A 24,038-nucleotide genomic window follows, 5' to 3' on the forward strand; every position below is an offset into this window, starting at 1 on the left:
GTGGAACAGCACAATAAAATTTTGAATGTCATTGTGACGAATACCAAAGACCTCGAGCCTGGGGTCAGCGCCTCTTATGAATTCAATCAAGAGGGCGGAGTTATTGGTTCAAGTGGCGCCACAAGTTGGCCATTAAAAGGTCAGAACACAAATGTTTACGCCCAACACTGTGAAATCCTTGTTCGAGATAATCATTTCTGTATTAAAGATTTATGCGGTGAAACCTATGTAAATGGTGCAACGATGCCTCTGGGCATTGGAAAGATGGCGCAAATTCATCATAAAGACACGTTTAAGGTCGGTTTGTACCAGTTAATGGTCACTAGTGAATCGACCGATAGTTATTTGCATTCGAGTAATCAAAGCCTTGAACAGTTATTCGGCCAAGAAAACGAACTTTTTGATGAAGACGAAGAACTGGTCTTAGCGCCGAAAAAGAAAACGGAACATATCGATCCTCTAGACCTTCTTGAAGTTGATGTGAAAGACAGAGAAGCGCAAAGCCTACTCGGTGACCACGAAGATATTACAACCGATACAGATGACTCAGAATGGTTGTTGGCTAACCAAAAGAAGAACAAGACGCAAGATGTGACGCCACAAGCTGATAGCGAGTTCGAAATGTCATCAGCAATCAAATTGAAGAAAAAAAGCCGTTTTAACCCGTTTTCTTTCTTTGCCAAATCTGACACCGACGCTGTTATTGAAAATACAACTAGCAGCAACAATCGAGTCGAAGAACATAACCAACTTATAAATACGACCCATTCAGAACCAAAGCAGCCAATGTACGTGAACGATGGGCTAGGTGATATACAAAAAGAGGAATTGATGATGGACGACAAAACGTTGGACCTGCTCGAAGAAGAATTTTCCAAACAGGAAAGGCTAGATAATGACTTGCTGGTAACGGGTGAACAAAACCACATGCTTTCTGGACCGTTGTTCCGTGGATTGGGCGTATCAGTGGTAGACAGCCGTCAAGCGCAAGACGTTCAGATGACTTCGGAAGAGATTGGCGCAGCGCTACAGGCCGCAGTAAAAGGTCTTCTGGAACTTCATCAACATGTTGATAGTGGCCGCTATGGTGTTATCAATAAGAACTTACAACCAATCGAAGACAACCCTTTACGTCTTGGCTTGCCTTACGAAGAGACTGTTAAGACGATGTTCAGTAATGACACTGGTTCTGTTCATTTGTCTGCGCCGTCAGCAATTTCAGAGAGCTTAAAGAACCTCAAAGATCACAATGATGTCGTGCAAGTCGCGACAACTTTGGCATTAGGTCAAATCGTACAAGCATTTTCTCCAGAAACCCTGATGAAACGCTTTGAGCGCTACCGTCGTTCATACGAAATTCCTGAACAAAACCAAAATGCTTGGGCGTGGGAAATGTACCAAAGCTACTACCGAGAGCTAACGTCTGACCGCCAACAAGGTTTCGAAAAGCTTTTCTGGGAAGTGTTTGATCAAGCATATGACCGTCTACTACGCGAGAAACAAATGGAGTCATGATGCTAAAGCACATCTTGGTTTTTCTTTTAGGGATATTAGCGCTAACCGGTTGTAGCTCAAGTGACAAAGTCTCTGAGCAACCGACAGTCGTCACTTTCAGTTTGGTTGCAGACAAAGGAGTCAATCCGAATGTTTATGGTGAGCCGTCACCAATCGAACTGCAAGTATTTGAACTGGAAGATGATTCGATGTTTCTTTCAGCAGATTTTGACCAAATCAATGAAGACTACAAAAAAGTGCTCAAGAGCAACTATGTCGACGTTTATGACTATGTGTTAACGCCCGGACAGTTCAAGTTTGTCGAAGATATAGAAGTCGACGAAGACACTCGCTACATCGCAGTGTTAGCTAAGTTTGCTGAGCCTGAACTCAGTGATTGGAAAAAAGCAGTGAAGATTATCAATCTAGGTCATAGATACCATCTGTTGATGCTGTTTAAAGACTATGATGTTGAATTACAGAAGGTAGAGTAAGTATGGTTTCGCGCAATAGAGTGGTTTGGAGCGAGGGCTTATTTATCAAACCACAACATTTCCAACAGCAACAGAGATACAACGAATACATTGTTGACGAAAGAGTGTCGTCAGTTAGCCAGTACTTGTTTGGGGTATCAGAACTGTCGTTAAACCCTGAATACTTGAGTTTTGGCCGTATTGCTATTGAACGTGCCGTTGGTGTGATGCCGGATGGCACCGTCTTCCGTATCCCGCAAGAAGACCAAATGCCAGATCCACTTGAAGTTGTGGATGACTCATTGGCAAACCAGATTGTGTACTTGGCATTGCCACTACGCAGTGATTCCTTAATGGAAATTTCGCATGCGGATGCACAAGGTACTGGTCGTTATATTGCGAGTAAACAGGAAGTTCGAGATGTGCATACCCCTCAAGGTGACACTGCACTGATGGATGTGTCTCCTGTGCAACCGAGATTAATGCTAGAGAAGCAAGACAGAAGTTCTTTCTCATCGATCGCGATTGCTCGTATTTTAGAAAAGCGCCCAGACGGAAGCGTCATGTTGGACCCGGATTTTATTCCTTGCCATCTGAATGTGGTAGGTGTGCCGACACTGCATCGATTCATCAATGAAATGTCTGGGTTAATGCGCGAGCGTGCAAAGAACATTGCCACGCGTATTGGATCTCCAAGCCAAGGTGGTGTTGCGGATGTATCAGACTTCATGTTGTTGCAAGCACTAAATCGCTTACAACCCAATCTTCAGCATTTAGCCTCTCTGCGTAGTCTCCATCCAGAACGTTTGTATCAAGCTCTGAGTACAATTTGTGGTGAGTTAGCGACATTCACCGATGAAAGTCGTATGCCGCCTCAGTTTACAGTCTACCAACACGAGATGCCGACGGAATCGTTCAGAACGCTGATGATGAAACTGCGTCAGTCACTCAGCATCGTGTTGGAGCCAAGAGCGGTTTCTATTCAGTTGCAAAAACGTCGTTACGGCTTAATGGTAGCGCCGATTCAAGATCAGTCTCTACTGGACTCTGCCGACTTTATCCTAGCGGTTCGCGCTCGTATGCCACTAGAAGACCTGCGCAGATTGTTCGTGCAGCAAACGAAAGCGTCTTCTGTTGAGAAGATCCGCGAACTTATTTCGCTTCAGCTTCCAGGTATTCCGGTTAATCCGCTTCCTGTCGCGCCGCGACAACTGCCATACCACGCTGGCTATACCTATTACCAATTGGACAAAACCAGTGATGCTTGGCGCATGTTGCAGAATTCGAGCGGTTTTGCATTCCACGTTGCGGGCGAATTTGAAGAACTCGATCTGCAATTCTGGGCTATTAGGAGTTAATCATGAGTGTTACGCATGAATTCACCAACGACCGTTACGATGAACTGTTATTTGATCAGGTTAAAAGCATCGATGCCGATCAGGATTATTGGTTCCAGCTACGCGGTGATAACGAAAATAAAATGATCGATGCGGCGACACCGTTGTTGGGTTTGTCGCTACGCATTCGTTCTTTAGCCAAGTGCGATAACGTTGAAGCTATCTATAAACAAGTCCAAGAAGAGATCAAAGCCATTGAGATGGAATTGATTCAAGCCGATGTCGAACATGCATCGGTGATGGCATACCGTTACGTACTTTGTGCAGTGCTTGATGAAGCAGTGATGAGCACGGATTGGGGCGCTGAAAGTAGTTGGGCTGAGCACTCTTTGCTGACTCGTTTCCATAACGAAACGTGGGGTGGTGAAAAGGTGTTCGTTATTTTGAATCGTCTGTTGGCCGATCCTCCTCGCTATCGAATGCTCTTGGAGTTCATCTACCTATGCCTAATGCTGGGATTTGAAGGTAAATACAAGGTCGTCGAAGGCGGTAAAGAAGAAAGAGAGCGCGTCGCACTAAAACTCTACGAAACGTTAAACAGCTTTGATGATAAAGAGCCTGAGTCGTTAACGTGTGCGACAGAACATGTCGTGGCGACTAAGTACCGTTTGAGTAACCAAATGCCAGTCTGGATGATCTTCGCAGGCTTTGCCGGGCTATGGGGTGTGGCTTTCATTGTCTACCGTTACTTGCTCAGCGCTAAATCTTTAGATGTGCTCAATCAATTAACTCAGCTTCTATAAGACTGATTTTAATACTTCGGAATAAATAATTTCAAAAGGCTTTGATGTGATCAAAATAGAATTGCCAACGCTAATTAGCAAACTAAACGAACAAAGTAAATTAGCCCTAGAGCAAGCGGCTTCTCTGTGTTTAGAACACCAACATTCAGAAGTAACGTTTGAACATTATTTGCATGTGTCTTTGAATAATCCTCTTTGTGATATTCGTGAGATTTTACGCAGCAGCGATATTGACCACGTTGAAATTCAAGATTTAGTTTTTGGTGAGTTACCACGTGAATCTGGACACGAAACTTATCCAGTATTCTCTCCTTTATTAATTGAACTGCTGCAAGATGCATGGCTGCTTGCCTCGACGGAAATGAACCTCGACCATCTGCGTTCAGGCATCATTTTCTTAGCTGCACTAATGCGACCGGAACGTTATCTTGCACCGTCGGTTTATAAGAAGTTCGAAACCTTCAATCGAGAAACGTTGCGCAGAGAGTTCTTTGCTGTTTTGAAAGACTCGGCGGAAACACCGGTTGAAAACGGTAAAAAGGCGAGCAATCCACTTACCTCAAATAACGCTCAACAAGCACTTAACAAGTACTGTACTAATGTGACCGAACAAGCACGTGCGAATGAGTTAGACCCTGTGCTTTGTCGTGATGAAGAAATCAATCTGATGATTGATATCCTATGTCGCCGCAGAAAAAGCAACCCAATTGTCGTGGGTGACGCAGGTGTCGGTAAGAGTGCCGTTGTAGAAGGACTTGCGCTTAGAATCGTTGACGGGAAAGTGCCTGACCGTTTGAAGAACATAGAACTAATGAGCCTAGATTTAGGCTTGCTTCAAGCCGGTGCAGCGGTAAAAGGGGAGTTTGAGAAAAGACTAAAAGCCATCATTGATGAAATTAAGTCCGCTCCAACGCCAATTATTTTGTTCATCGACGAAGCGCATACCTTAATTGGTGCGGGGAATCAAGAAGGCGGTGGTGACGCTGCAAACTTACTTAAGCCAGCATTGGCTCGTGGTGAACTGCGTGCCGTTGCCGCAACAACCTGGAAAGAATACAAAAAGTACTTCGAGAAAGATCCTGCGCTTAGCCGCCGTTTCCAATTAGTGAAGCTAGACGAACCTTCTGCAGAGCAAACCGTCAATATCCTGCGCGGTTTGTGCAATGTTTACGAAAACAGCCACCAAGTTCTTATTTCTGACAGTGCGTTAAAAGCTGCATCTTTCCTCTCTGCGCGTTATGTTTCTGGGCGTCAACTGCCTGACAAAGCGATTGATGTCTTGGATACCGCTTGTGCGCGTATCTCTATTAACCTTAGTACTCCGCCGCCACGTATGGCCGAGCTACAAACTCTGCAGCATCAGTACCAATTGGAACTAGAGATGCTAAAAAGGCAGGAGCAGTTGGGCCTGCCTGTTGATATTGAACGACAAGAGTCTCTCAATGAATTGAAACAAGCTTGTGAAAGCGAATATCACGATTTAAACGCCAAATGGTCAAGTCAGCGTGACGACGTAACGAAAATGATTGAATTGCGTCGACAGGTGATGAGCGATGAGCTTGATGAAGGTGCGCTAAGTGAAGTGAAACATCAACTGGCCGAGCTGTATGAGACGCTAGAAGCGCTGCCGTTTAAAGACCGGTTGATTCACCCAAGTGTTGATGAACAGCAAATCGCAGAAGTGATTGCTGACTGGACGGGTGTACCAATCGACCAAATGAACACTGACGAATTAACTAAGTTAACGCACCTACCTGACATTTTAGGTGAAGCGATCAAAGGGCAAGACTGCGCGATTCAACGTGTTCATAAACATTTGTTAACGGCTCGCGCGGATCTTCGTCGTTCGGGGCGACCAAAAGGTGCATTCTTGCTTGTTGGTCCAAGTGGTGTGGGTAAAACAGAAACCGTGGTTCAATTGGCTGAGCAGCTTTACGGCGGTAAACGATTCCTTACCACAATTAACATGTCTGAGTATCAAGAGAAACACACCGTATCACGCTTGATTGGTTCTCCTCCTGGTTATGTTGGTTTCGGTGAAGGCGGCGTATTAACAGAAGCGATTCGAAAAATGCCGTATTCTGTTGTGCTACTGGATGAAGTCGAGAAGGCGCATCCTGAAGTTCTCAATCTGTTTTATCAAGCGTTCGATAAAGGCGAATTGGCGGATGGTGAAGGGCGCCTGATCGATTGTCAGAACATCGTCTTTTTCCTTACGTCTAATCTCGGTTACCAAACGATTGTTGATTATGCCGATAACCTAGATGAAATGGATGATGCTCTCTATCCAGAATTGGCGGCGTTCTTTAAACCTGCATTACTGGCTCGTATGGAAACTATTCCATATCTACCGTTGGGTGAAGAGGTTCTTGGCCAAATCGTGCGCGGTAAGTTGAGCAAACTCGAATCACTGCTTAAAGAGCGATACAAAGCGACAGTAGAAATTTCACCTTTAGTGATTGATGAAATCTTGTTTCGAACACACCGTAGCGAAAACGGCGCTCGTATGTTGGAAGCAATCATTGAAGGTCAAGTACTTCCACCGATTTCACTGGCGCTACTCAATAAACTGGCGAACCAAGAAGTGGTGTCTCATATCGCAATCGAAGTTGAGAACAACCAGTTCATTGGTAAGGTTGAGTAACATGACGGATTGGCTAGGTGTTGCAAACCAGTTAGCGGCAGCGAATGACCTCTCGACACTGATCAGAGTGTTTTGTCATACGTTGACAAATGACTTTAATGCAAAGCGCTGCGTATTTATTGGCGTTACACCAGATGGTCGCCAATTAGTGACGCTCAACCATGATATTCAGCAAAGTTGGAATGTTGGCGATTTCGTATCGCCACTTGCTCATGTCTTGCAAAGCGGCCAACAGAAAGTGATCAATTCAGAGCACCTGATCTATTGGCAGGAAGACAAAGCGTTTTCGTCATTGCTGGGTCATGTGGGTGACGGTGATAAGGTACTGATTACGCCTTTAAAAGATGATGTCAGTGAAGCTAGTGACCATGTGATGGCGTTAGCCGTCTACGTAGTTGACGTTGTTAGTTGGAATAATACTCAGTGGCAAGATAATTGGAACCTGCATTTTCCTCGCTTTATTGAGCTATACACGCATCATTGGCAAAAATTAAACGAGCTAGAGAAGGCCACCACGCTCAAAGGCAGATTAAGAGAGTCTTTGAACCTCGTGGAGCAAACTCAGGCTATTTCGAACAAATCAGATCTGATTAAGCAGAATTTGGTCGGTGATAGCGCTTGCATGAAGAAGCTGCGCGAACAAGTAGCCGTTGCGTCTCAGTCGGATATGACCGTTCTGATACAAAGCGATACCGGTGTCGGTAAAGAGGTCGTTGCGGCCTCTATCCACGAACAATCTTCGCGTAGCCGTCAGTCACTTGTCGCTATTAACTGTGCAGCGATTCCAGAGAACCTATTGGAAAGTGAATTGTTTGGCTACAGCAAAGGAGCTTTCTCCGGAGCAACAACGGACAAAACCGGGCTGATCGCACTCGCGGATGGCGGTACGCTGTTTCTAGATGAAATTGGCGATATGCCATTGATGCTCCAAGCGAAGCTTTTACGTGTGCTAGAAACTCGAAAGTACAGACCTTTGGGCTCAGATAAGGAAGAAGAGTCTGACTTCAGACTTTTGGCGGCGACGCACGTTGCGTTGCAAGAAAAGATAGAACAAAAGCTGTTTAGACAAGACTTGTTTTATCGACTTTATCAATTCCCAGTTCATGTTCCTTGTCTCAAAGACCGAGACGATGACATTCATATCTTGGCTAAGCACTTTATTGCTAAGTTCAACCAAGATAACAATGCGAATGTGGTCGGTATCCACTTTGAGGTATTAGACGCGTTATCTCAGCATGACTTCCCGGGTAATGTGCGTGAGCTACGGAATTTGATTGAGTTTGGTTGTTCGCACGCTAATGACGGTGAACCACTGATGTACAACCATCTATCGCACTACCTCAATGCTCAAAACGAATCGGTTGTTGCAGAAAGCAGTGAGGAGTTAGGTGTCGAGGAAGAGCAAGAACTGGTGTCTATTTCAGACTTACGTTCTGCCGTGAAAGATTACGAATCAAAGATCATTGCGATGCGCCTTAAGCAGTTCAAAGGGAATCGTTCACTTGCAGCGGAAAGCTTGGGTATCCCTAAGCGAACTCTTGCTGACAAGTGCACCAAAATGGAGATTGTATTGTGATGATTCATAGAATCTTAGCAATCGCATTGTGCTCGGTATCGAGCTTGTCTTTTGCAGACGCTACTGCAACAGCGAACTCTGATGTCCTATTACTCGAAAAGGCCAAGCAGTGTATCAACGTGGTTTCTCGTATCGAACGCCTTGAATGTTTTGACGCGGCATTTACAGGTCAAGTCGAAAGACCGTTGATTACGAGCGAAATCGTTCGCTCAGAAGCGTGGCAACGTGCAATGGATAGCGAAACAAAGCGTCAGGATGCCCTTGGATGGATCCGCAACGAAGCTACAGGCTCGCGTGGAACTCAGTCTTTGTGGTTTACGGTAGCGGCATTGCAACCCGAGTCAAGCAATGATACTCCCGTTATTCTGATGGCGAGTTGTATTAACCGTATTTCTCGTCTTGAACTTGTGCTACCAAAGGCTGCAGAAGGCGCGCGTGCTGAAATTTTTCTAGATAGAGAGCGTCAGAGATGGACCTACGATGAGCAAGGTTTCGTGCTTCGCTCTGGCCGAGGATTGAGTGCTATCTCGCTGATGCGTCCTATGAAGTCAAAGGATTCCGTATTAGTAAGATCCAATGCCAAACAGCTCGATGGTTTGGTTTTCCAAACCCCAAACGCTAAACAAAGTATTGGAGAGTTGCAGGAGTTGTGCGGATGGTAGCGTTAGATAACCAAATGCTTGAACCGTCTGATACAGACATGACGGTGCAAAAAATTCGAGCGGCTATTAGTACACCAATCTCTCAAGACAATCCTGTCGGTGAGCGTGTTATGGATGATCCACTTTTTGACTTTGTTGAAAGCCAAATGATGAAAGTGGGTTCATTGTCTCACGGAGAGGTGCGTTGGAATGAGGTAGAAACGGCGATTCTGTCTTTGATGGAAAACAAAACCAAAGACTTAAAACTCTTGGTCCATCTACTTCAATGTTTCCAAAGCAATGGCTCGGTCGGTCGCTTTGTTCTCAGCCTCCAAGTGCTCTCTGATTTTATGAGCCAGTACTGGGAAACGTGCTTTCCTGCTCCGGGTAGCCGTGGTCAATTACCGCGTAAAAAGTACTTTAATCAAATATCACAGCGCTTTGATGCTGCACTCGATAAGCTCGTTTCAAAACAAGAGTATGTTTCTGAAACCAATCAGCGTGAGCTAAAAGGAGCCTTAGCACTGTTCCAACAAGTGACCAATGAAGCTGGCGTTGAAGGCGAAGAATCCCTGTTGTTCATCCGAAAGGCAGAGCGTTGGTTAGAGTCATGTGCGCTGGTGGATTCAAGCGCTCAGAGCAATAGCAACACTCAAAGTTCAGCTTCTGCCAATGACTCAAGCGAATTTTCGCCTGCAAGTACAGTTGCTGTTGATACCAGTAATGACAAAGCAACCAAAGAGTCATTAAAAAAAGTTGCAGACTACTTAGCCGAGTTTGAGCACGGATATGCGCAAAGTATCCGGTTAAGACGGTTTGCGATTTGGATGTCGATTACTACGCCTCCCGATGCAAACGCGCAAGGAGAAACGCCTTTACGAGCAATGGCAGCAGATCGAGTTAATGAATATCTTGAACAGTCTCAGGCTAGACCGGATCTGGCATTGTGGAGAAAGGTAGAACAGAGCTTAACTAATGCACCTTTCTGGTTTGATGGCCAATACCTTAGTGCGCAAATTGCCACAAAGCTAGGTAAGGCCGAATGGGCGAGTGCCATTCTTGAGGAAACACAAAACTTCTTATCGCGCGTTCCAGAACTTGCGGATATGAGCTTTAAAGGTGGCACGCCATTTTTGAGTAAAGATACGCGTGAATGGCTCGCCTCCAACGAGAAAGTTAACGCTATCTCTAGTGTCAGTAGTTGGGACGATAAGCGTCAAGAGGCGATCACATTAGCCAAAGAGGGTGGTCTATCTGTTGCGATGGCGATGTTAAATGACGGACTTGCAACAGCAAGCGAACCTAGAGATCAGTTTTATTGGCGATTGATCTCTGCAGACTTATTGGCGAATCAAGGACTTGATGCGATTGCACGTCAGCATTATCAGTCACTTTATAAAATGGCGTTGGAATCAAGCGTTCAAGACTGGGAACCAACGCTCATTAATCAATTAGAAAAAATCGTTGTTACGGAATAATACAAGGTCAGAACCATGAGAAAGTTTATCTCCGGCTTACTTAAAAAAATAGCGTCGAGCTTTAAATCCGCTATTCCAGTTTTGTTGATCGCATTGTGCGTTTTAACACTAGTCGCGATCTGGTGGGCAGGACCGATGTTCGAATACGAACAAACCAAACCACTGGCTTCAATTTTGTCTCGTGCCATTGCGAGCGTTATCTTTGTACTTTTATGTCTCGTGGTTTGGGGCTTCTATCAGTGGAATACGCTTAATAAGTTCAAAGCAACGCAAAAGCGTGAAGACCAAATCAAAGTTGACCCGCTTCTTGTCTATGAAGAAAGACAAGAGGCTGAGCTAAATCGCGTTATGGTCAACATGAAAGAGAACCTCAACCAACGAAATTACTTATATACACTGCCTTGGTACCTTGTACTAGGCATGGAAAATATGGGTAAGACCAGTCTTATTAACCGTTCAGGACAAAACTACGTTTTTTCGTCGGTGATGAAAGCGTCAAGCGGCAAAACCAGCGAAAACCCTTATAGCTTCGACTGGTGGATTGGTGAAAAAGCGGTGCTAATTGATCCTGATGGTGAACTGCTGACGCAAGGGTTTAAAGACGAAAACAATGACGGTCAAATGGAACGCCGCCTATGGCTTCACTTTATTGATTGGTTGGAGCGTACTCGTAGCAGACGTCCTTTAAATGGTGTAGTGATAGCGGTTGATGTGGCGAACTTAGCCTCGGGTAACACTTCTGAGCGTAAAGCGTATGCCACTTTGTTGCGTGCGCGTCTACGTGAGTTGATGGAGACGCTTTCTACGCGCATGCCTGTGTACGTTACGTTGACAAAAATGGACCTATTGGATGGCTTTGATGCGTACTTTAGACATTACCCAAAGAGTAAGCGTGACGAAGTGCTTGGTTTCACGTTCTCACTCGATTCTGTTGATGATGTAGACAAATGGTTAGAAGAGTTCTCTCATGACTATAGCCGATTTGTCGACCGCGTTAATGATTCCCTGACTAAATCATTACTGGAAACTGCTAGCAATGAGGACCGTAGAAAAATCTACAGCTTTGCTCGTCAGTTATCAGGGCTAAAAGAAGTTCTACACGACTTTCTTACCGACGCATTTGGCAGTGATCAGTTCTCAACCTCAGCATTGGTACGTGGCGTGTACTTCACGTCTGTTTTCCAACAAGGTGTGCCGTCGAATGCGTTTGATGACGCAGCATCACGTCGTTATGGGCTGAATCACGCCATCAACCGGGCGCAAGATGCTGCTAACTCGACGGTTTATTTTACAAGCAAACTGTTTAGCCAAATTATCTACCCTGAGGCGGGTTTGGCATCTGACAACTTCCGTGTCGCTAAGCAAAAGCGCAGAATCGTTGCACTGTCGAATGTGGTTTGTTTAGTCGCAAGTGCGTTGCTTATTGGCGCATGGCATAACTACTACATCAAGAACGTCAACCAAGCTGACGCTGTGTTGGCCAAAGTGAACGAGTTCCGCGACAGTTACCCTGAAGAACATGCATCTCTGACGCAGAAGGAGATGATGCAAGTGTTGGATACGATTCGAGACGCAACGTTGGAAGTGGGTTTCTTCCGTGATAAACCAAAGTACATTTCGGATATGGGGCTTTACCAAGGTCACGTGATTGGACCTAAAGTAGAAGAGACTTACTTGGCGTTGTTAGAGTCGCGCTTTATGCCTTTGTTGATGCGCGAGTTGGCCGTTGATATGTCAAACGCGAAAGACGATGACGAGAAGCTAGAGGTTCTGCGTGTATTCCGCATGATGATCGACAAGAGTGGTCGTTACAAAGATTTCGTCACGGATTACTTTGGCAAAAAATGGCAAACCCAATATTTAGGTGACCGTGTCACGCAAGAAAGTTTGGTTGGACACTTAGACTATGCGATGGAACAAACGGATATTGCCGCGCAAGCTAAGCGTGGTGACGACGTTGCACGCAAAATCATCAAACCATACAAAACGCTAATCGCGAAAACGCAGCAAGAGTTAAGTGGCATGCCAATCGAGCAGCGTGTTTATCGTAGCTTGAAGCTGAACTCAGCGACTTATCTAGGTGCTCCTGTTAATTTGAAAAACCAAATTGGCCCAGTTTTCGAGCTTGTGTTTGAAGAGCGCGAAGTGGATAGCAAGAGCTTAATGATCCCGAAAATGCTGACCAAAGAAGGGTATGAAAGCTACTTCCTTGAGCAAGTAGATTCAATTTCTGAGTTGGCGTTAATCGATAGTTGGGTTCTAGGCCAGTCCAAAGTCTCCGAATTCAGCGCTGCGGATAAAGTTGCGTTGAAAAACAAAATCCTGGCGCTTTATGTGGTCGATTACACCAGTGCTTGGCGCAACGCGCTAAACGAAGTGGACGTAAAGTACTTTGTTGATATCAACAATGCGATCATGGTGCTAGAAAACTTGACTGGTAATGCGCAGCCGTTTGACCGACTGCTATCGAGCTTAGAAGACAACACACGTTTGTTTGACGACATTCCTGAAAGTAAGGAAGCACGAGAAGAAGTGTTGAAGTCATCTAAATATAAAGTTGCTTCAATGATCAATACGCCGTTTTCTGACCTTAACGCGATGTTTGATGCGAGAGGCAAGCAACCTGCATACTTTGATGAAGTTCAGAACTCTGTGGTTCAATTGCTTTACTACTTAAAAGCAATTCAAGATGCTCCAGACGCTGGTCGCGCAGCATTGGAAGCGACTCGAGCGAGATTAAGCTTGAGTAACGCTGACCCGATTTACGCGCTAAAACGTATTGCTTCTGGTCTGCCAAGTCCGTTAGATAGCATGATCAACAAAATTGCTGACGAGAGTTGGTATGTGGTGAAACAAGAAGCGGTCAAGCACTTAGAAGCGCGCTGGCAACGTGAAGTCTATGGTGAGTTTGAACAGAAGTTTGCCGACCGCTATCCGTTTAATCCTTCGTCAAAACAGGATGTGGATCTGCGTGAGTTTGAAAGCTTCTTCTCACCTACGGGCACTCTGGCAAGCTTTTACAACAATCAACTGAAGATGTTTATCGATGAAAACATCTCATTGAGTGACTCTTCTTTAGAGCAATCATTGATTCGTAGCGACGTTATCTCTCAGCTAAGCCAAGCGCAGAAAATTGGAGATGCGTTCTTTAACCGCAAAGGTATTTTGGATGTGAATTTCTCTTTGGAGCCAATACGTCTTAGCTCGAATAAACGTCGTGTCGTAGTGAACGTTGATGGTCAGTTTGTAGAGTACAGCCATGGTCCAAGGCATTCGGTGGGGCTGATTTGGCCAAATACTTTACGTGATAGCGCACAGTCGAAGATGACGCTGGTACCCAATCAGTCTAACTCTTCACCACGCAGTATCGTGCGTAAAGGTCCATGGTCACTGTTCCGCTTACTGGATAGCAGTGAAGTCGTCGGGGGGACGGAGTCTTCAGTGGATTACAACGTGAAACTGGATAAAGGTGAGTTTGCATTTAGGATCTCTACAGACGCATCGAGTAACTTGTTCCGCGAAAGAATGCTTCACTCATTCCGTCTATCAGAAACACTTTATTAATAATACTGGGAATGGTTAAAGGTTAGTTAGTGACAACAAATGTCTATATAAACCAAAGTGTGTTTACGGTCGGAAGTCAATCAACATTGTTGAGGGAAAACGACACTTACCACAAAATAAAAGACTCAATAAATAGCCGTACTAGCTTTCTATTTGGTGTAACTCACTGGGAAGAGGTGCACGATATGTGCACCTCACTCGGTACAACAGATGGACTGGATTTTCTAACTTCAAGTTATTACTCGGTTGCTTCGCTAAAGGTGCTCGGACTAAAAGGTTTGGCTGACGGTTTAGAGTTAATGCTTGCTTGCTACGCTCAGGATATTGAACACAAAGAACTCACGTCTCATCGTAAAAAAGAGATGATCGAGTGGATGATTAGTAAGGTGCTTAGCGATTTAAAAGTAGCTAACCCTAACAAAGAGTCGCTTCGCGAACTGTATCGCTGTGAACGAGCGTTGCAAGAACTGTATGAACTCTGTAAACGCTACCAGCCTGAAGAGTTGCCTAATATTGAATCTGTCGCTTTCATTATCTTTGAGTACATCGATGCGCTGGAAACAGCGGAATCAAAAGTATCAACGAGTGACAGCGCGCAAAAGGCAAGTGGCACTCAGAAGTCTGATGTACATCGACCAAAGCGTAAATCGTATCTCAAAAAATCACTCGCTTTTGTGGTTATGGTCGGCGCGCTGGTTGTCGGTTATTGGTTGTACAACCCACATGTATTTGACGAGATTTTAGGGACTTCAAAAAACACACCTCAAGATTTGATGGTGTTGATGAAGCGACAAATGAATCAGTCGATATTGCAGTCAAATGCCGATTGGGTAAAAGCGGTTCCTGATATTGAAATGTTTTCGTCTAACAATGATGAAATGCAGAAGAGTTTTGAAACTCAACGGGAGCAACTTAAACAATACAGTGCTGAACAGGGCAGATTGCTTGACGAAGAACTGGAACGTTTCTATCTTGCACGAACAAGTGCAGCTAACATCGCCAAACAAATGCTCGCAAGTGATGCCAACTCCGTTTCAGCTAAAGCCTTAGAAAGCTACGTGTTGAGCCTTTCTCCAATATACGCGCGTTTGGATTACGTCGAAAATTTAATAGAGCAGGGAAGTTACCGTGAAGCGGAAAAAGAGCTGCTAATACTGGACTCTAGAGTTACTCGAATCGCAAAAGATATGTCGGACAAGCAGATTACTTTGCTTAATCACTCTTTGGCTGATTGATGGGAAATCACTATCTCTCAGCTAAACCTCATTTCACTATCGCATAAGCTAACCTAGCGTTTCATTATCCGAAGAAGGTCCGAGTGAGGACCTTCTTACAACCGAAGTGCTAGGTTGGTTCCTCTCAAATTATTATCGAACTGTTACTTTATCGTTCTTACTTTGTGTAGTCCTTTGGTGATTGTCGTGTAGGAATGTTCGCACGAGAATAACAAAAATATAACTAAAACAAATAATTAAGATATATTATTGACATGAGACTAAGTTGACATTTTTTCGTTAAGATTTAGATTGAGCTTCCAATATTCGAGGAAGTTCACATGTACTACAAGCTAAGAAAAGTATTACTTATCACTCTCGCTGTATTTGGCGTTACGCAGAGTGTTTTTAGCATTGCAGCTCATGGTCAAAAAGATAAAATCGTCATTGGTGTTATCACCCAATCCCAGTGGGAAGATAAGCTCAAAGATAGTATTGGCACTTTCTATGGTATTAACCTCGAGTACTTAAAGAACATTGCTGATGTACTGGATTACCAACTCGAACTGAAAACTTACCCCTACATAGACCCACTGCTCGATGATATAGAAAGTGGTAAAATCGATGGTGCGGTGGGTTTCAGTAAGACGCCAGACCGCTTAGAACGTTTCCTTTTCTCAGAACCCTTCTTTTCAAGCACAATTGCTGTTTGGTATCGCAATAGCAATTACAAAACCATTCCGGCCCCACATCTTAGCTGGGCATGTGTTGAAGGCAGTGTTTACTGCCAAACTCTCGTTAAGCAAGGTTTCGACAATATCTATTTTGCTAGTACTCAAGCAGAAGCGTTTGAGACGGTAGCGAGTGGGCGTGCGAATGCTCTCATTTCTACTTATGTAATGATCAATAAGTACCTCGATGATAACGATATTGTTCGTGGCGCTGTTGATGTCCCTGATTGGCTGAAAGAAGAAGAAGTCAGCTTTATTACGTCAAAAGAGAAGAAATTCCTCATTGATGACATCAATAAGATTTTGGAGTGGGAAAAAACCGGACAAAACGTCCGCTCAGTGGCTTCGAAGAATCCTTATCACATCAATGACAAGCTGTTACTTGATTATCGTAGAAACGACTTTAGTGATAGCTCAATCACTTATAGTACGAGCGAAGATGCCAATCCTTTTCTCTTTCGTAACCATACTGGTGGTGAGCTGGAAGGGTTCTTGCCGGATTTTTTAGACTTGATTCAAGCAAGGACAGGTTTGAAGTTTGAGTATGTTAAGCCAAAGAAAAGTTTAGGAAGTGGCTTGACCGCTTTCCAAGCAGACTTGGTGCCAGTGGCATACCGTAATAAGACCTTGTCATCAGAATGGTTGCTCACCAAGCCTTTTATGCAGACAACCTACTTAGCGATTAAAGCCAATAAACTGACTCGCTCCTTGGCGAAAAACGCTAAAAGGGGAATTCTAGTCAGTTTAAAGAAACAAGGAATGATTCATCTCGAGTCGTGGCGAGAAGATGACTTTGCGCGCTACGACGATTTGAAAAACCTACTGACCGATCTGAAAGCTGGCAAAATCAGTGTTGCTTATGTACCAGATGATATTGTTCATAGCTTGCTTGTGCGCGATAACGCGGAAGGTCTTCACATCAGCGAGAAAGATAGTCTGACATTTTGGGTTGCTTTTGCAGTATCTAAAAGTAACACCAAGCTAAAAGAAATACTCGATAGCATCATCGTCACCATTGATGCCAAAGAGATCGAAAAGCTCAGCCGAGCCTACCGTAACTTCAACTTGATTTATGGTTATGGCGACCAAGACGTCACCAAAATGATCGGTGTTGTCGCGACGGTGTTCTTAGTACTGATCGCTGTAGGTTATTTTGTCCTCGCCCATTTACGTCTAAAAGTAAACCTAGCGCAAGTTACCGCAGACAACGAAAAGAAAGAGCGTAAATGGCTCACCGGTATCATACAAGAAATCAATAGCTTGGTGTTCATTCACGGTGAAGACAACAAGCTTAAAATGAGCAACTGCGGCATGTTCCTGAGCGGTGATTGTAAAGGGTGTCAGATAAAAGCGTCTGAAAGTGAGGAGCTGCTGGTGGATAACCCTAATGAGCTCAGTTCAGTGCTCAGAGGCCACAACATAGCCGATAGTACGCCCTCAAGGGACTGCGCTTTAGGTGTTTCTTATGTTTACCGAGAGCGAAAAGTGATTTCTGCACCAAGCAGTAACAAACGTTTTGTGTTGACGGTGTTGCAAGATATCGAAGAACAAAAAACGCGCGAGCAAGAGCTCATTGATGCACAACTAGAAGCACAAAGTGCGGTTCAGGCGCGAGAGAAATTCCTTGCCACGATGAGCCATGAACTGAGAACACCATTGTCAGCGGTGCATGGCTTATTGGATCTCCTTGACGGGCAACTGGAGGAAGAATCTAACAAAGGCTTAGTTAGTCAAGCAATTCGTTCACTCAACCACTTAAACACGCTAGTGGATGAGGTTCTCGATTACTCCAAGTTAGATGCCGGCATGCTGATGATCAATCCACAACGTACAGATTGGGTGTCATTGGTGAGTGATGTTCTTCGTAGCTTTGAAGCAAAGGCGGAGAGTAAGCGTTTGGATTATCGAGTGGTGATTAGACCGTTCGCTAAACGTTGGGTTATGGTTGATTCTTTACGTCTGACCCAGATTTTGACCAATTTATTATCTAACGCGGTCAAGTTTACCGCCGAAGGTGAAATCGCTGTTCATGTTGCGGTGTCAGAATCGAACTTGATCGTCAAAGTTATTGATACTGGCATCGGTATGACGAAAAACCAGCTAGACAGTATATTTAAACCGTTCGTTCAGGCAGACGACTCAATCACGCGCAAATATGGTGGTACAGGCCTTGGATTAAGCATTGTCGATCGCTTGGTTAAATGTATGCGAGGGGAGTTGGCTATTGACTCTCAGATTGACCTTGGCACAACTATAAAAGTCAGCCTGCCGATAGAACTCTGTGATCAACAAGAAGCAACGCGTTTTACTCAAACTTACGCGCCGACGCTTCCTGCATCGATACGTAAATGGTGTGAAACATGGCAAATGCAACTCGACAATCTGCACGCAGACGTGACGCCATTCAATGACGAGCACGGCACGTTTGCTGGTTTAGCACTACACGATGAACCGATGATCACCGCGAAAGATGCCAAATATCCCGACGCGCTGTTCATGCTCTTTGACAAAGAAAAGTGCACGCTCGAAGAGTGTCTTGCAGAAGAAGACGCGGTGAGCTGGAAACAAGGCACACTGCTCGTTGCCGAAGACAATCCAATTAACCAAAGCGTGATCCGTATGCAGTTGAATCAGCTCGGCATCACACCTGTCATCGTAAGTAGCGGCCAAGAAGCGTGGGAATACCTGCAAACTGACAGCACCGTGAGTTTGGTACTGACAGACTTTCATATGCCAGAAATGGATGGCTATGAGCTAGCCAGTCGTTTGCAATTGCATGAATCCTTGTGCGACTTGCCAGTCATTGGTGTGACAGCAGAAGACGCTCGTTTGGCGAGTAAGAAAATTGGCGTCAGCGGAATCACGGATGTGCTTTACAAACCTTATGGTTTGACCGAGTTAAAAGCGATGTTGTTGAAGTATTACACTGAACAGCCTGCTGAAAAGCGTTCGCCGACCTGGCTTGAACGCTTTAGTGGCGCAGAGGCATTAGAAGTCGCGAGAGTATTTATTGACTCAATGAAAGCGGATCTTCAGCAGCTCAAGCAAAGTACTCGCGCTTGCGAAACAAGAAAAATTATTCACGGCATTAAGGGCGCACTGGGTGCGGTGGGTGTATCAGCAGTTGCTGAAATGTGCATCAGAGCCGAGCAGAGCGCGGAAAGTGATTTCGAACATCACGTAACAGGACTAATAAATAACATCGAGCAGGAGATCGAGCATGTTGAATCTTGGATAGAAGCTTATGAACACTAAACTCAAGGCGATGGTGGTTGATGACCATCCGATACACCAAACCATTATCAAACAATATCTGGCGAATAAAGGCGTCAATGCCACGACATTTGGCAACGTGACTGAAGCGCTACGCTCACTACAAGGCAACACCTACAACATCATCTTTTGTGATTTACAAATGCCTGGTAAAGACGGCATCGATATGATGCTGTTACTAAACAAGCACGGCTATTCGGGGTCTGTCGTGTTCGTCAGTGCGATGGACGATACCATCATTTCGTCCCTTACTTGTATGTGTCGCCCCTTTACTTTCAATGTAATAGGGAAACTTGCGAAACCTTACTTTGAAGACGATATCGATAAGCTGATTGCATGTGTATGCGATAAGCATCAATCAAAAGCCTCGTTTCAGAAACAGATTGAAGTAGATGAGCGGGAATTCTTAGTCGCTTTAGCGGAAGGCCGCGTGAAAAACTACTATCAACCGATTGTGGATACTAAAAGCGGGGTACTTGTTGGGTATGAAGCTTTAGCGCGTTGGATGCATCCGATCTACGGTCTGCTTTTGCCATACGTGTTTTTGCCTATTGTTGAGAAATGTGGCTTGTCGCCTGAGCTGTTTGATACCGTGTTTAGTAACGCGATTCAGGATATTAAGTTGCATGGCATCAAACATTCGATCTCGCTGAATGTCGCTCAAGACAATCTAGAAGATGCCTTGTTTTCTGATCGCTTCTTAGCGCGCTGTAGTGAAAACAACATCGATCCAAAAACTTTCACTATCGAGATTACAGAGCGTGAGAGCTATTCAAGTAACGTGAATCTATACAAAAACCTCCTTAAGTTGAGGTTAAACGGCGTCAGTGTGTCTATTGATGATTTTGGTACCGGATCTTCGTCTTTAGAAAAACTGTCTCAGTTGCCGTTTAACGAACTTAAGATTGACCGTTCTTTTATTCAAGGAATTACCACAGAACAAAAAGATAAGAACATCGTTCGCTCTATATGCGGGTTAGCGAAGAGTTTGAATATCTCAATAGTTGCAGAAGGAGTTGAAGACGAAGAGACATTTTCATTGTTGGAAGAATACGGAATAAACCTCGCTCAAGGTTATTTTATTGACAAGCCAATGCCATTAGAAGCAATCACAGTATTAAATAAAGAGAAAAAATATGTCTAATTTTTCGTGCCTTATATTTGACGATCATCCGCTTGTGTGTGTCGCAATAAAATCATTAGTAGAAAGTTTAGGAGTGGTAAACGCTGTTCATACCGCGACCTCTTCAAAGTCAGCATTAGAAACCATTAAATCAGAAAATGTAGGTTTAATTATTTTAGATATTAACTTGCAAGATTGTGATGGCTACGATTTTTACCGCCGCATTATCTCGCATGGTTATGAAGGAAAAGTGATCTTTTTCTCCGGTGAAAGTAGTCATCTATACAGTCAAATGGCTTTCCGCCTAGGAGCCGATGGCTATGTATGTAAATCTGAAAATTACTCGATCTTGAAGGACGCGATAGAAGCTGTTGCGAAAGGCTATTCATTCTTTAAATTCAAACATACGACCACAGATTCTAAACCGCTTGCTGAGCTATCCAGCCGTGAAAGCGCAGTGATGAAACATCTGCTACAAGGTAAGACCAACAGGGAAATCGCTAATGTACTGAATATCAGCGATAAAACCGTAAGTACTTATAAGCGTCGTGTGTTAGACAAATATAACGTCAACAACATTATGGAACTCGCGCGAGTCACAACTACTTAGAGTTGAAATAATATGAGACTAAAGAGTGTTTATATATCGCTGTTTTTTTCGACACTTTTGTTTTTGATCTTTCTTGTTTCAGCTGGTTTCTATGTGATTTCTAACGAGCTGAAACAGTTTAATATTTATAAACATAATATCGACGGAACAAAACAGAAAGTTATTATGCTCAGTTTATTAGCTGAGTCAGAAATGGAGCGATTTATAGGTTATTCTATCGATGAGATTGAAAGTACGATGGAACTATCTTTTGATGATAGTGTGTATAGTCTGACCGATAATTTACAAATGGATTATTTCGAAACGGTAGCAAGAAAGGTCATGCATGACACTTCGGGTTACTTTTCAAAAGTATTTGCCAGTGAAAACATCGTTTTGTATTACCGCTCATACACAAATAATAAGTACATATTTGAACACGGTTTTGAGGTAAATGAGTTTTCCAACAAGCTGTTCAGTGAACAGTGGTGCAAGGGGCACTTAAGCTGTACGTCACATGCTTGGCGAGAGCAACTAGAGGATAAAATCCTTGTCTCTTATCCATTTGAAAATGACGCTAAAGATAAGAAATACTACCTGATACTCAGCCCTGTCTACTATCAAGGTCGATTAGTAGGAGAGTTCGGCATTATGCAAACGTTCACCGGTTTGTACGAACAGGGGCGAGACGTGCGAGTTGAGTTAGAAGGGGGCTATAAGAACAGTATCATTTATCACCGCAATTACCTGTTTAATACGTTTTCTTATTCGAAATCATACGCAGTAGACAACACAAACCTGATCACTTATCAGTATCCATTCATCAAGCTGGTGGTAGATTACTTCTTTGTTTATATCGTTCTATTTGTTGCGATTTTGGCGTATTACATCAAATCGGAAGAGTCAAAAACCAGCAAAAACCAACTGACGACGGCACTTTTCAATGCCAAAAAGGACGAACTGACAGGGCTCTACAATCGGAAGGTGTTCAAAGATGAGTCTTTTGTTCGCTTATTGAAGTCTGCGCCTTATACGGTATTGGCGATCGATGGCAATCGAATTAAACGCATTAATGACACTTACGGACATCATGTGGGTGACGAAGTGATCGTTGTGATTGCCGAATGCATGCGCAAAGTGTTTAGAAGCTCAGATTATTTGATTCGTACAGGTGGGGACGAATTTGTAGCGGTACTCTCAGGTTGCAGCACAACCAATGCCACGATGTTAGCTGAAAAACTTAAACGTGCAGTGAGTAAACGACGCCTTGCAAGCATAGACGCTGAGTTTAGCGTTAGTGTCGGTATCGCAAGCAGTAACGAGGGAGAGCCGCTGAAGGAAGTCATTATTCGAGCAGATGAGTCGTTGTATGAGGCAAAAAAGCAAAGGGATTAGTTTGCTGCTTAAGTAAGCGTTAAATTTGAGTTTATCTACGAAGGTACAGAGGGTTGTTTTCCTAATTACAACCGCTGTACCTTTTCATTTAATGGGGCAAATGGATTCAATCCATTTACAAAATGTCTTAAGCAACTGCGACAAGCTCTGCATGCTGGTTATCGATCCAAGCTTCGACAATGGCGATACTCTCTTTTATAGATTGGACTAAGCATACCAAGCTAGATATGTATGAAGAACAGTGCGCTTTCCCCAAGGTTTCCGTTTCACTAGCTAACTCTTCGATGCAAACTAAACCTATTTGACTAGCACCGTCCTTGATACGGCGTATGACTTCTAAAGATTCATTTAGGTCTGTTGGGAGTTGATTTAGGCACTGCACTTCATCCGACATGGTTTCAACGTAAATAATAGCCATCAATAAGCGAACGTCGCTCGGCGTTTGATAAAGCCAATCGGTGTAGATATTGTTGATGTCGTGCTTGCCAGCATCAAAGGTTGCATTGAGCATGTCTATTCTCGTTAGTGTTTGGTTTAGAAAAGCCAGAGATTACGTGGCATAAGTTACCAGTCAAATACTGCAAGAATTTGAAAAGTACCTAAGAGATTGTTTTTGATTGTAAAAGCCTAGTTTGTGGGAAAGGTATTACGCCGAGAAAGGAAAGTACGCTCATCTCGAGTAGGATGTTCGTAAACAAAAAAAGTTGCTTGCGAACGGGCGCATTTCATTGTGTTTGTAAACACTAGTTGACGCTGATTAAATCTATTTGCACTGAGATCCTAGACTTCTATGTTACTCGTCATTTACATTGTTTGAGTATTTACTTAACGAAGGAATATTCAATGTTTAGTCATGTAATGCTGGGTTCTAATGACGTAGAGCTATCAAAAAAGTTTTACGATGCGTTGATGGAAGTGCTGGGTCATAAAGAGGGAGTCATCGACGAGTATGGGCGTTGCATCTACTTTACTGATACGGGAGTTTTTGTGCTGACTAATCCGATTAACGGTGAGTCTGCTACCCACGGTAACGGTATGACTATTGGTTTTGCTGCAACAAGTCCTGAAGTTGTGGATGCATGGCATGCTGCTGGTGTTGCAAATGGCGGCACCAGTATTGAGAACCCACCAGGAGTGCGTCAATCAGGTGAGCGTCGTATGTATCTGGCGTACTTGCGCGATCCTCACGGTAACAAGATTTGTGCGACGCACTTTATGTAATCGCGTTTAAATAACGCGATGAACAAAATGATTAGAAGCCAGACCTTAAGTCTGGCTTTTTTGCACTCTGAATCTTATCGGGATACCTACTATCTGTCGCTATACCTTGGGATATTGGAGTCAGTCCTCGAAATTCCAGATAAAACCAGCGCCAAAACTCCCATCCGCACCGGATTTTAAGTAAGTCTGCGCATCAGCCTTCGGAATCTTTCTTACATAGCACTTGCTGCCGTTAGGTGTGACGAAATCCTGGTTAGTATCGGCGCTATAATGTGGCTTGCTCAAACAATCATCCGGTGCGTACCAATCATTGTTTTGCTCATATTCAAAGGTATAGGGGTTTACCTGCGTAGAGTAGGTGTCGTCATAGCTGTAACTATTGGCAAAGCTGGCAGAAGGCAAGATAAAAAAGATAGATAAGACAAACAAACGATTCAACGTCATAACAACCTCAACAATGGATAGACAGTGGAGTAACTGCG

General features: G+C 44.0%; 17 protein-coding genes. 15 read left to right on the top strand and 2 right to left on the bottom strand.

Translation table 11 applies throughout. The features are described from left to right. The 14 genes from tagH (at position 1) to AKJ31_RS02745 (ending at position 22,335) form a co-directional block, all read left to right on the top strand. Positions 1-1,515, top strand: a complete 1,515-nt coding sequence (gene tagH / locus AKJ31_RS02680) for a type VI secretion system-associated FHA domain protein TagH (protein ID WP_053407539.1) — start codon at positions 1-3, stop codon at positions 1,513-1,515. Further along, complete coding sequence (gene tssJ / locus AKJ31_RS02685) at positions 1,515-1,988, top strand: type VI secretion system lipoprotein TssJ (RefSeq protein ID WP_053407540.1); 474 nt, start codon at positions 1,515-1,517, stop codon at positions 1,986-1,988. Before tagH ends, tssJ begins: the two co-directional genes overlap by 1 nt. Before the next feature lie 2 nt (positions 1,989-1,990). After that, positions 1,991-3,325 carry a type VI secretion system baseplate subunit TssK gene (gene tssK / locus AKJ31_RS02690; RefSeq protein WP_053407541.1) on the top strand — a complete coding sequence of 445 codons (1,335 nt, stop codon included), beginning with the start codon at positions 1,991-1,993 and terminating at the stop codon, positions 3,323-3,325. Between the two features lie 2 nt (positions 3,326-3,327). Further along, positions 3,328-4,107, top strand: coding sequence for a type IVB secretion system protein IcmH/DotU (gene icmH / locus AKJ31_RS02695; protein WP_053407542.1), 780 nt, complete (start codon positions 3,328-3,330; stop codon positions 4,105-4,107). Positions 4,108-4,153: 46 nt separating this feature from the next. Beyond that, a complete protein-coding gene (gene tssH, locus AKJ31_RS02700; protein ID WP_053407543.1) occupies positions 4,154-6,751 on the top strand; it encodes a type VI secretion system ATPase TssH in 2,598 nt (865 codons plus the stop codon). Between the two features lies 1 nt (position 6,752). Continuing rightward, entirely contained in the window at positions 6,753-8,327 is a 1,575-nt protein-coding gene (locus AKJ31_RS02705) for a sigma-54 interaction domain-containing protein (protein ID WP_053407544.1), read from the top strand. Next, positions 8,327-8,989 (top strand): type VI secretion system-associated protein VasI, encoded by a 663-nt coding sequence (gene vasI, locus AKJ31_RS02710; RefSeq protein ID WP_053407545.1) that lies wholly within the window; start codon positions 8,327-8,329, stop codon positions 8,987-8,989. Before AKJ31_RS02705 ends, vasI begins: the two co-directional genes overlap by 1 nt. Before the next feature lie 38 nt (positions 8,990-9,027). After that, positions 9,028-10,446: a type VI secretion system protein TssA gene (gene tssA / locus AKJ31_RS02715; RefSeq protein ID WP_053407977.1), complete on the top strand. Its 1,419-nt coding sequence runs from the start codon at positions 9,028-9,030 to the stop codon at positions 10,444-10,446. Positions 10,447-10,461: 15 nt separating this feature from the next. Further along, on the top strand, positions 10,462-14,010 hold the full coding sequence (gene tssM / locus AKJ31_RS02720) for a type VI secretion system membrane subunit TssM (protein WP_053407546.1): 3,549 nt from the start codon (positions 10,462-10,464) through the stop codon (positions 14,008-14,010). A 59-nt stretch (positions 14,011-14,069) separates the two neighbouring features. After that, positions 14,070-15,245, top strand: coding sequence for a type VI secretion system ImpA family N-terminal domain-containing protein (locus tag AKJ31_RS02725; protein WP_245639021.1), 1,176 nt, complete (start codon positions 14,070-14,072; stop codon positions 15,243-15,245). A gap of 320 nt (positions 15,246-15,565) precedes the next feature. Further along, complete coding sequence (locus AKJ31_RS02730) at positions 15,566-19,210, top strand: ATP-binding protein (protein WP_053407548.1); 3,645 nt, start codon at positions 15,566-15,568, stop codon at positions 19,208-19,210. Continuing rightward, positions 19,200-20,372, top strand: coding sequence for an EAL domain-containing response regulator (locus AKJ31_RS02735; RefSeq protein ID WP_053407549.1), 1,173 nt, complete (start codon positions 19,200-19,202; stop codon positions 20,370-20,372). The genes AKJ31_RS02730 and AKJ31_RS02735 overlap by 11 nt, the downstream gene beginning before the upstream one ends. Beyond that, on the top strand, positions 20,365-20,961 hold the full coding sequence (locus AKJ31_RS02740; RefSeq protein WP_053407550.1) for a response regulator transcription factor: 597 nt from the start codon (positions 20,365-20,367) through the stop codon (positions 20,959-20,961). Before AKJ31_RS02735 ends, AKJ31_RS02740 begins: the two co-directional genes overlap by 8 nt. A gap of 165 nt (positions 20,962-21,126) precedes the next feature. Then, positions 21,127-22,335: a GGDEF domain-containing protein gene (locus AKJ31_RS02745; protein ID WP_245639014.1), complete on the top strand. Its 1,209-nt coding sequence runs from the start codon at positions 21,127-21,129 to the stop codon at positions 22,333-22,335. A gap of 127 nt (positions 22,336-22,462) precedes the next feature. On the opposite strand, the gene AKJ31_RS02750 is transcribed toward AKJ31_RS02745, so the two are convergent. Then, on the bottom strand, positions 22,463-22,846 hold the full coding sequence (locus AKJ31_RS02750; RefSeq protein WP_053407552.1) for a hypothetical protein: 384 nt from the start codon (positions 22,844-22,846) through the stop codon (positions 22,463-22,465). 332 nt (positions 22,847-23,178) lie between these two features. Between AKJ31_RS02750 and AKJ31_RS02755 the strand changes: the two genes are divergently transcribed. Continuing rightward, positions 23,179-23,556, top strand: a complete 378-nt coding sequence (locus AKJ31_RS02755) for a VOC family protein (RefSeq protein ID WP_053407553.1) — start codon at positions 23,179-23,181, stop codon at positions 23,554-23,556. Between the two features lie 120 nt (positions 23,557-23,676). Here the strand turns inward: AKJ31_RS02755 and AKJ31_RS02760 are convergent, their stop codons facing one another. Next, positions 23,677-24,000, bottom strand: coding sequence for a hypothetical protein (locus AKJ31_RS02760; RefSeq protein WP_053407554.1), 324 nt, complete (start codon positions 23,998-24,000; stop codon positions 23,677-23,679). Positions 24,001-24,038 lie beyond the last annotated feature (38 nt).

The sequence above is a fragment of the Vibrio hepatarius genome (assembly GCF_001274785.1).
Taxonomy (GTDB): Bacteria; Pseudomonadota; Gammaproteobacteria; order Enterobacterales; family Vibrionaceae; genus Vibrio; species Vibrio hepatarius.

Excerpts from the sequence above, each read along its gene's own strand:
- tssJ (WP_053407540.1), top strand. The coding sequence starts at position 1,515 with ATGCTAAAGCACATCTTGGTTTTTCTTTTAGGGATATTAGCGCTAACC.
- tssK (WP_053407541.1), top strand. The coding sequence starts at position 1,991 with ATGGTTTCGCGCAATAGAGTGGTTTGGAGCGAGGGCTTATTTATCAAA.
- icmH (WP_053407542.1), top strand. The coding sequence starts at position 3,328 with ATGAGTGTTACGCATGAATTCACCAACGACCGTTACGATGAACTGTTA.
- AKJ31_RS02705 (WP_053407544.1), top strand. The coding sequence starts at position 6,753 with ATGACGGATTGGCTAGGTGTTGCAAACCAGTTAGCGGCAGCGAATGAC.
- vasI (WP_053407545.1), top strand. The coding sequence starts at position 8,327 with ATGATTCATAGAATCTTAGCAATCGCATTGTGCTCGGTATCGAGCTTG.
- tssA (WP_053407977.1), top strand. The coding sequence starts at position 9,028 with ATGACGGTGCAAAAAATTCGAGCGGCTATTAGTACACCAATCTCTCAA.
- tssM (WP_053407546.1), top strand. The coding sequence starts at position 10,462 with ATGAGAAAGTTTATCTCCGGCTTACTTAAAAAAATAGCGTCGAGCTTT.
- AKJ31_RS02730 (WP_053407548.1), top strand. The coding sequence starts at position 15,566 with ATGTACTACAAGCTAAGAAAAGTATTACTTATCACTCTCGCTGTATTT.
- AKJ31_RS02735 (WP_053407549.1), top strand. The coding sequence starts at position 19,200 with ATGAACACTAAACTCAAGGCGATGGTGGTTGATGACCATCCGATACAC.
- AKJ31_RS02740 (WP_053407550.1), top strand. The coding sequence starts at position 20,365 with ATGTCTAATTTTTCGTGCCTTATATTTGACGATCATCCGCTTGTGTGT.
- AKJ31_RS02745 (WP_245639014.1), top strand. The coding sequence starts at position 21,127 with ATGCTCAGTTTATTAGCTGAGTCAGAAATGGAGCGATTTATAGGTTAT.
- AKJ31_RS02750 (WP_053407552.1), bottom strand. The coding sequence starts at position 22,846 with ATGCTCAATGCAACCTTTGATGCTGGCAAGCACGACATCAACAATATC.
- AKJ31_RS02755 (WP_053407553.1), top strand. The coding sequence starts at position 23,179 with ATGTTTAGTCATGTAATGCTGGGTTCTAATGACGTAGAGCTATCAAAA.
- AKJ31_RS02760 (WP_053407554.1), bottom strand. The coding sequence starts at position 24,000 with ATGACGTTGAATCGTTTGTTTGTCTTATCTATCTTTTTTATCTTGCCT.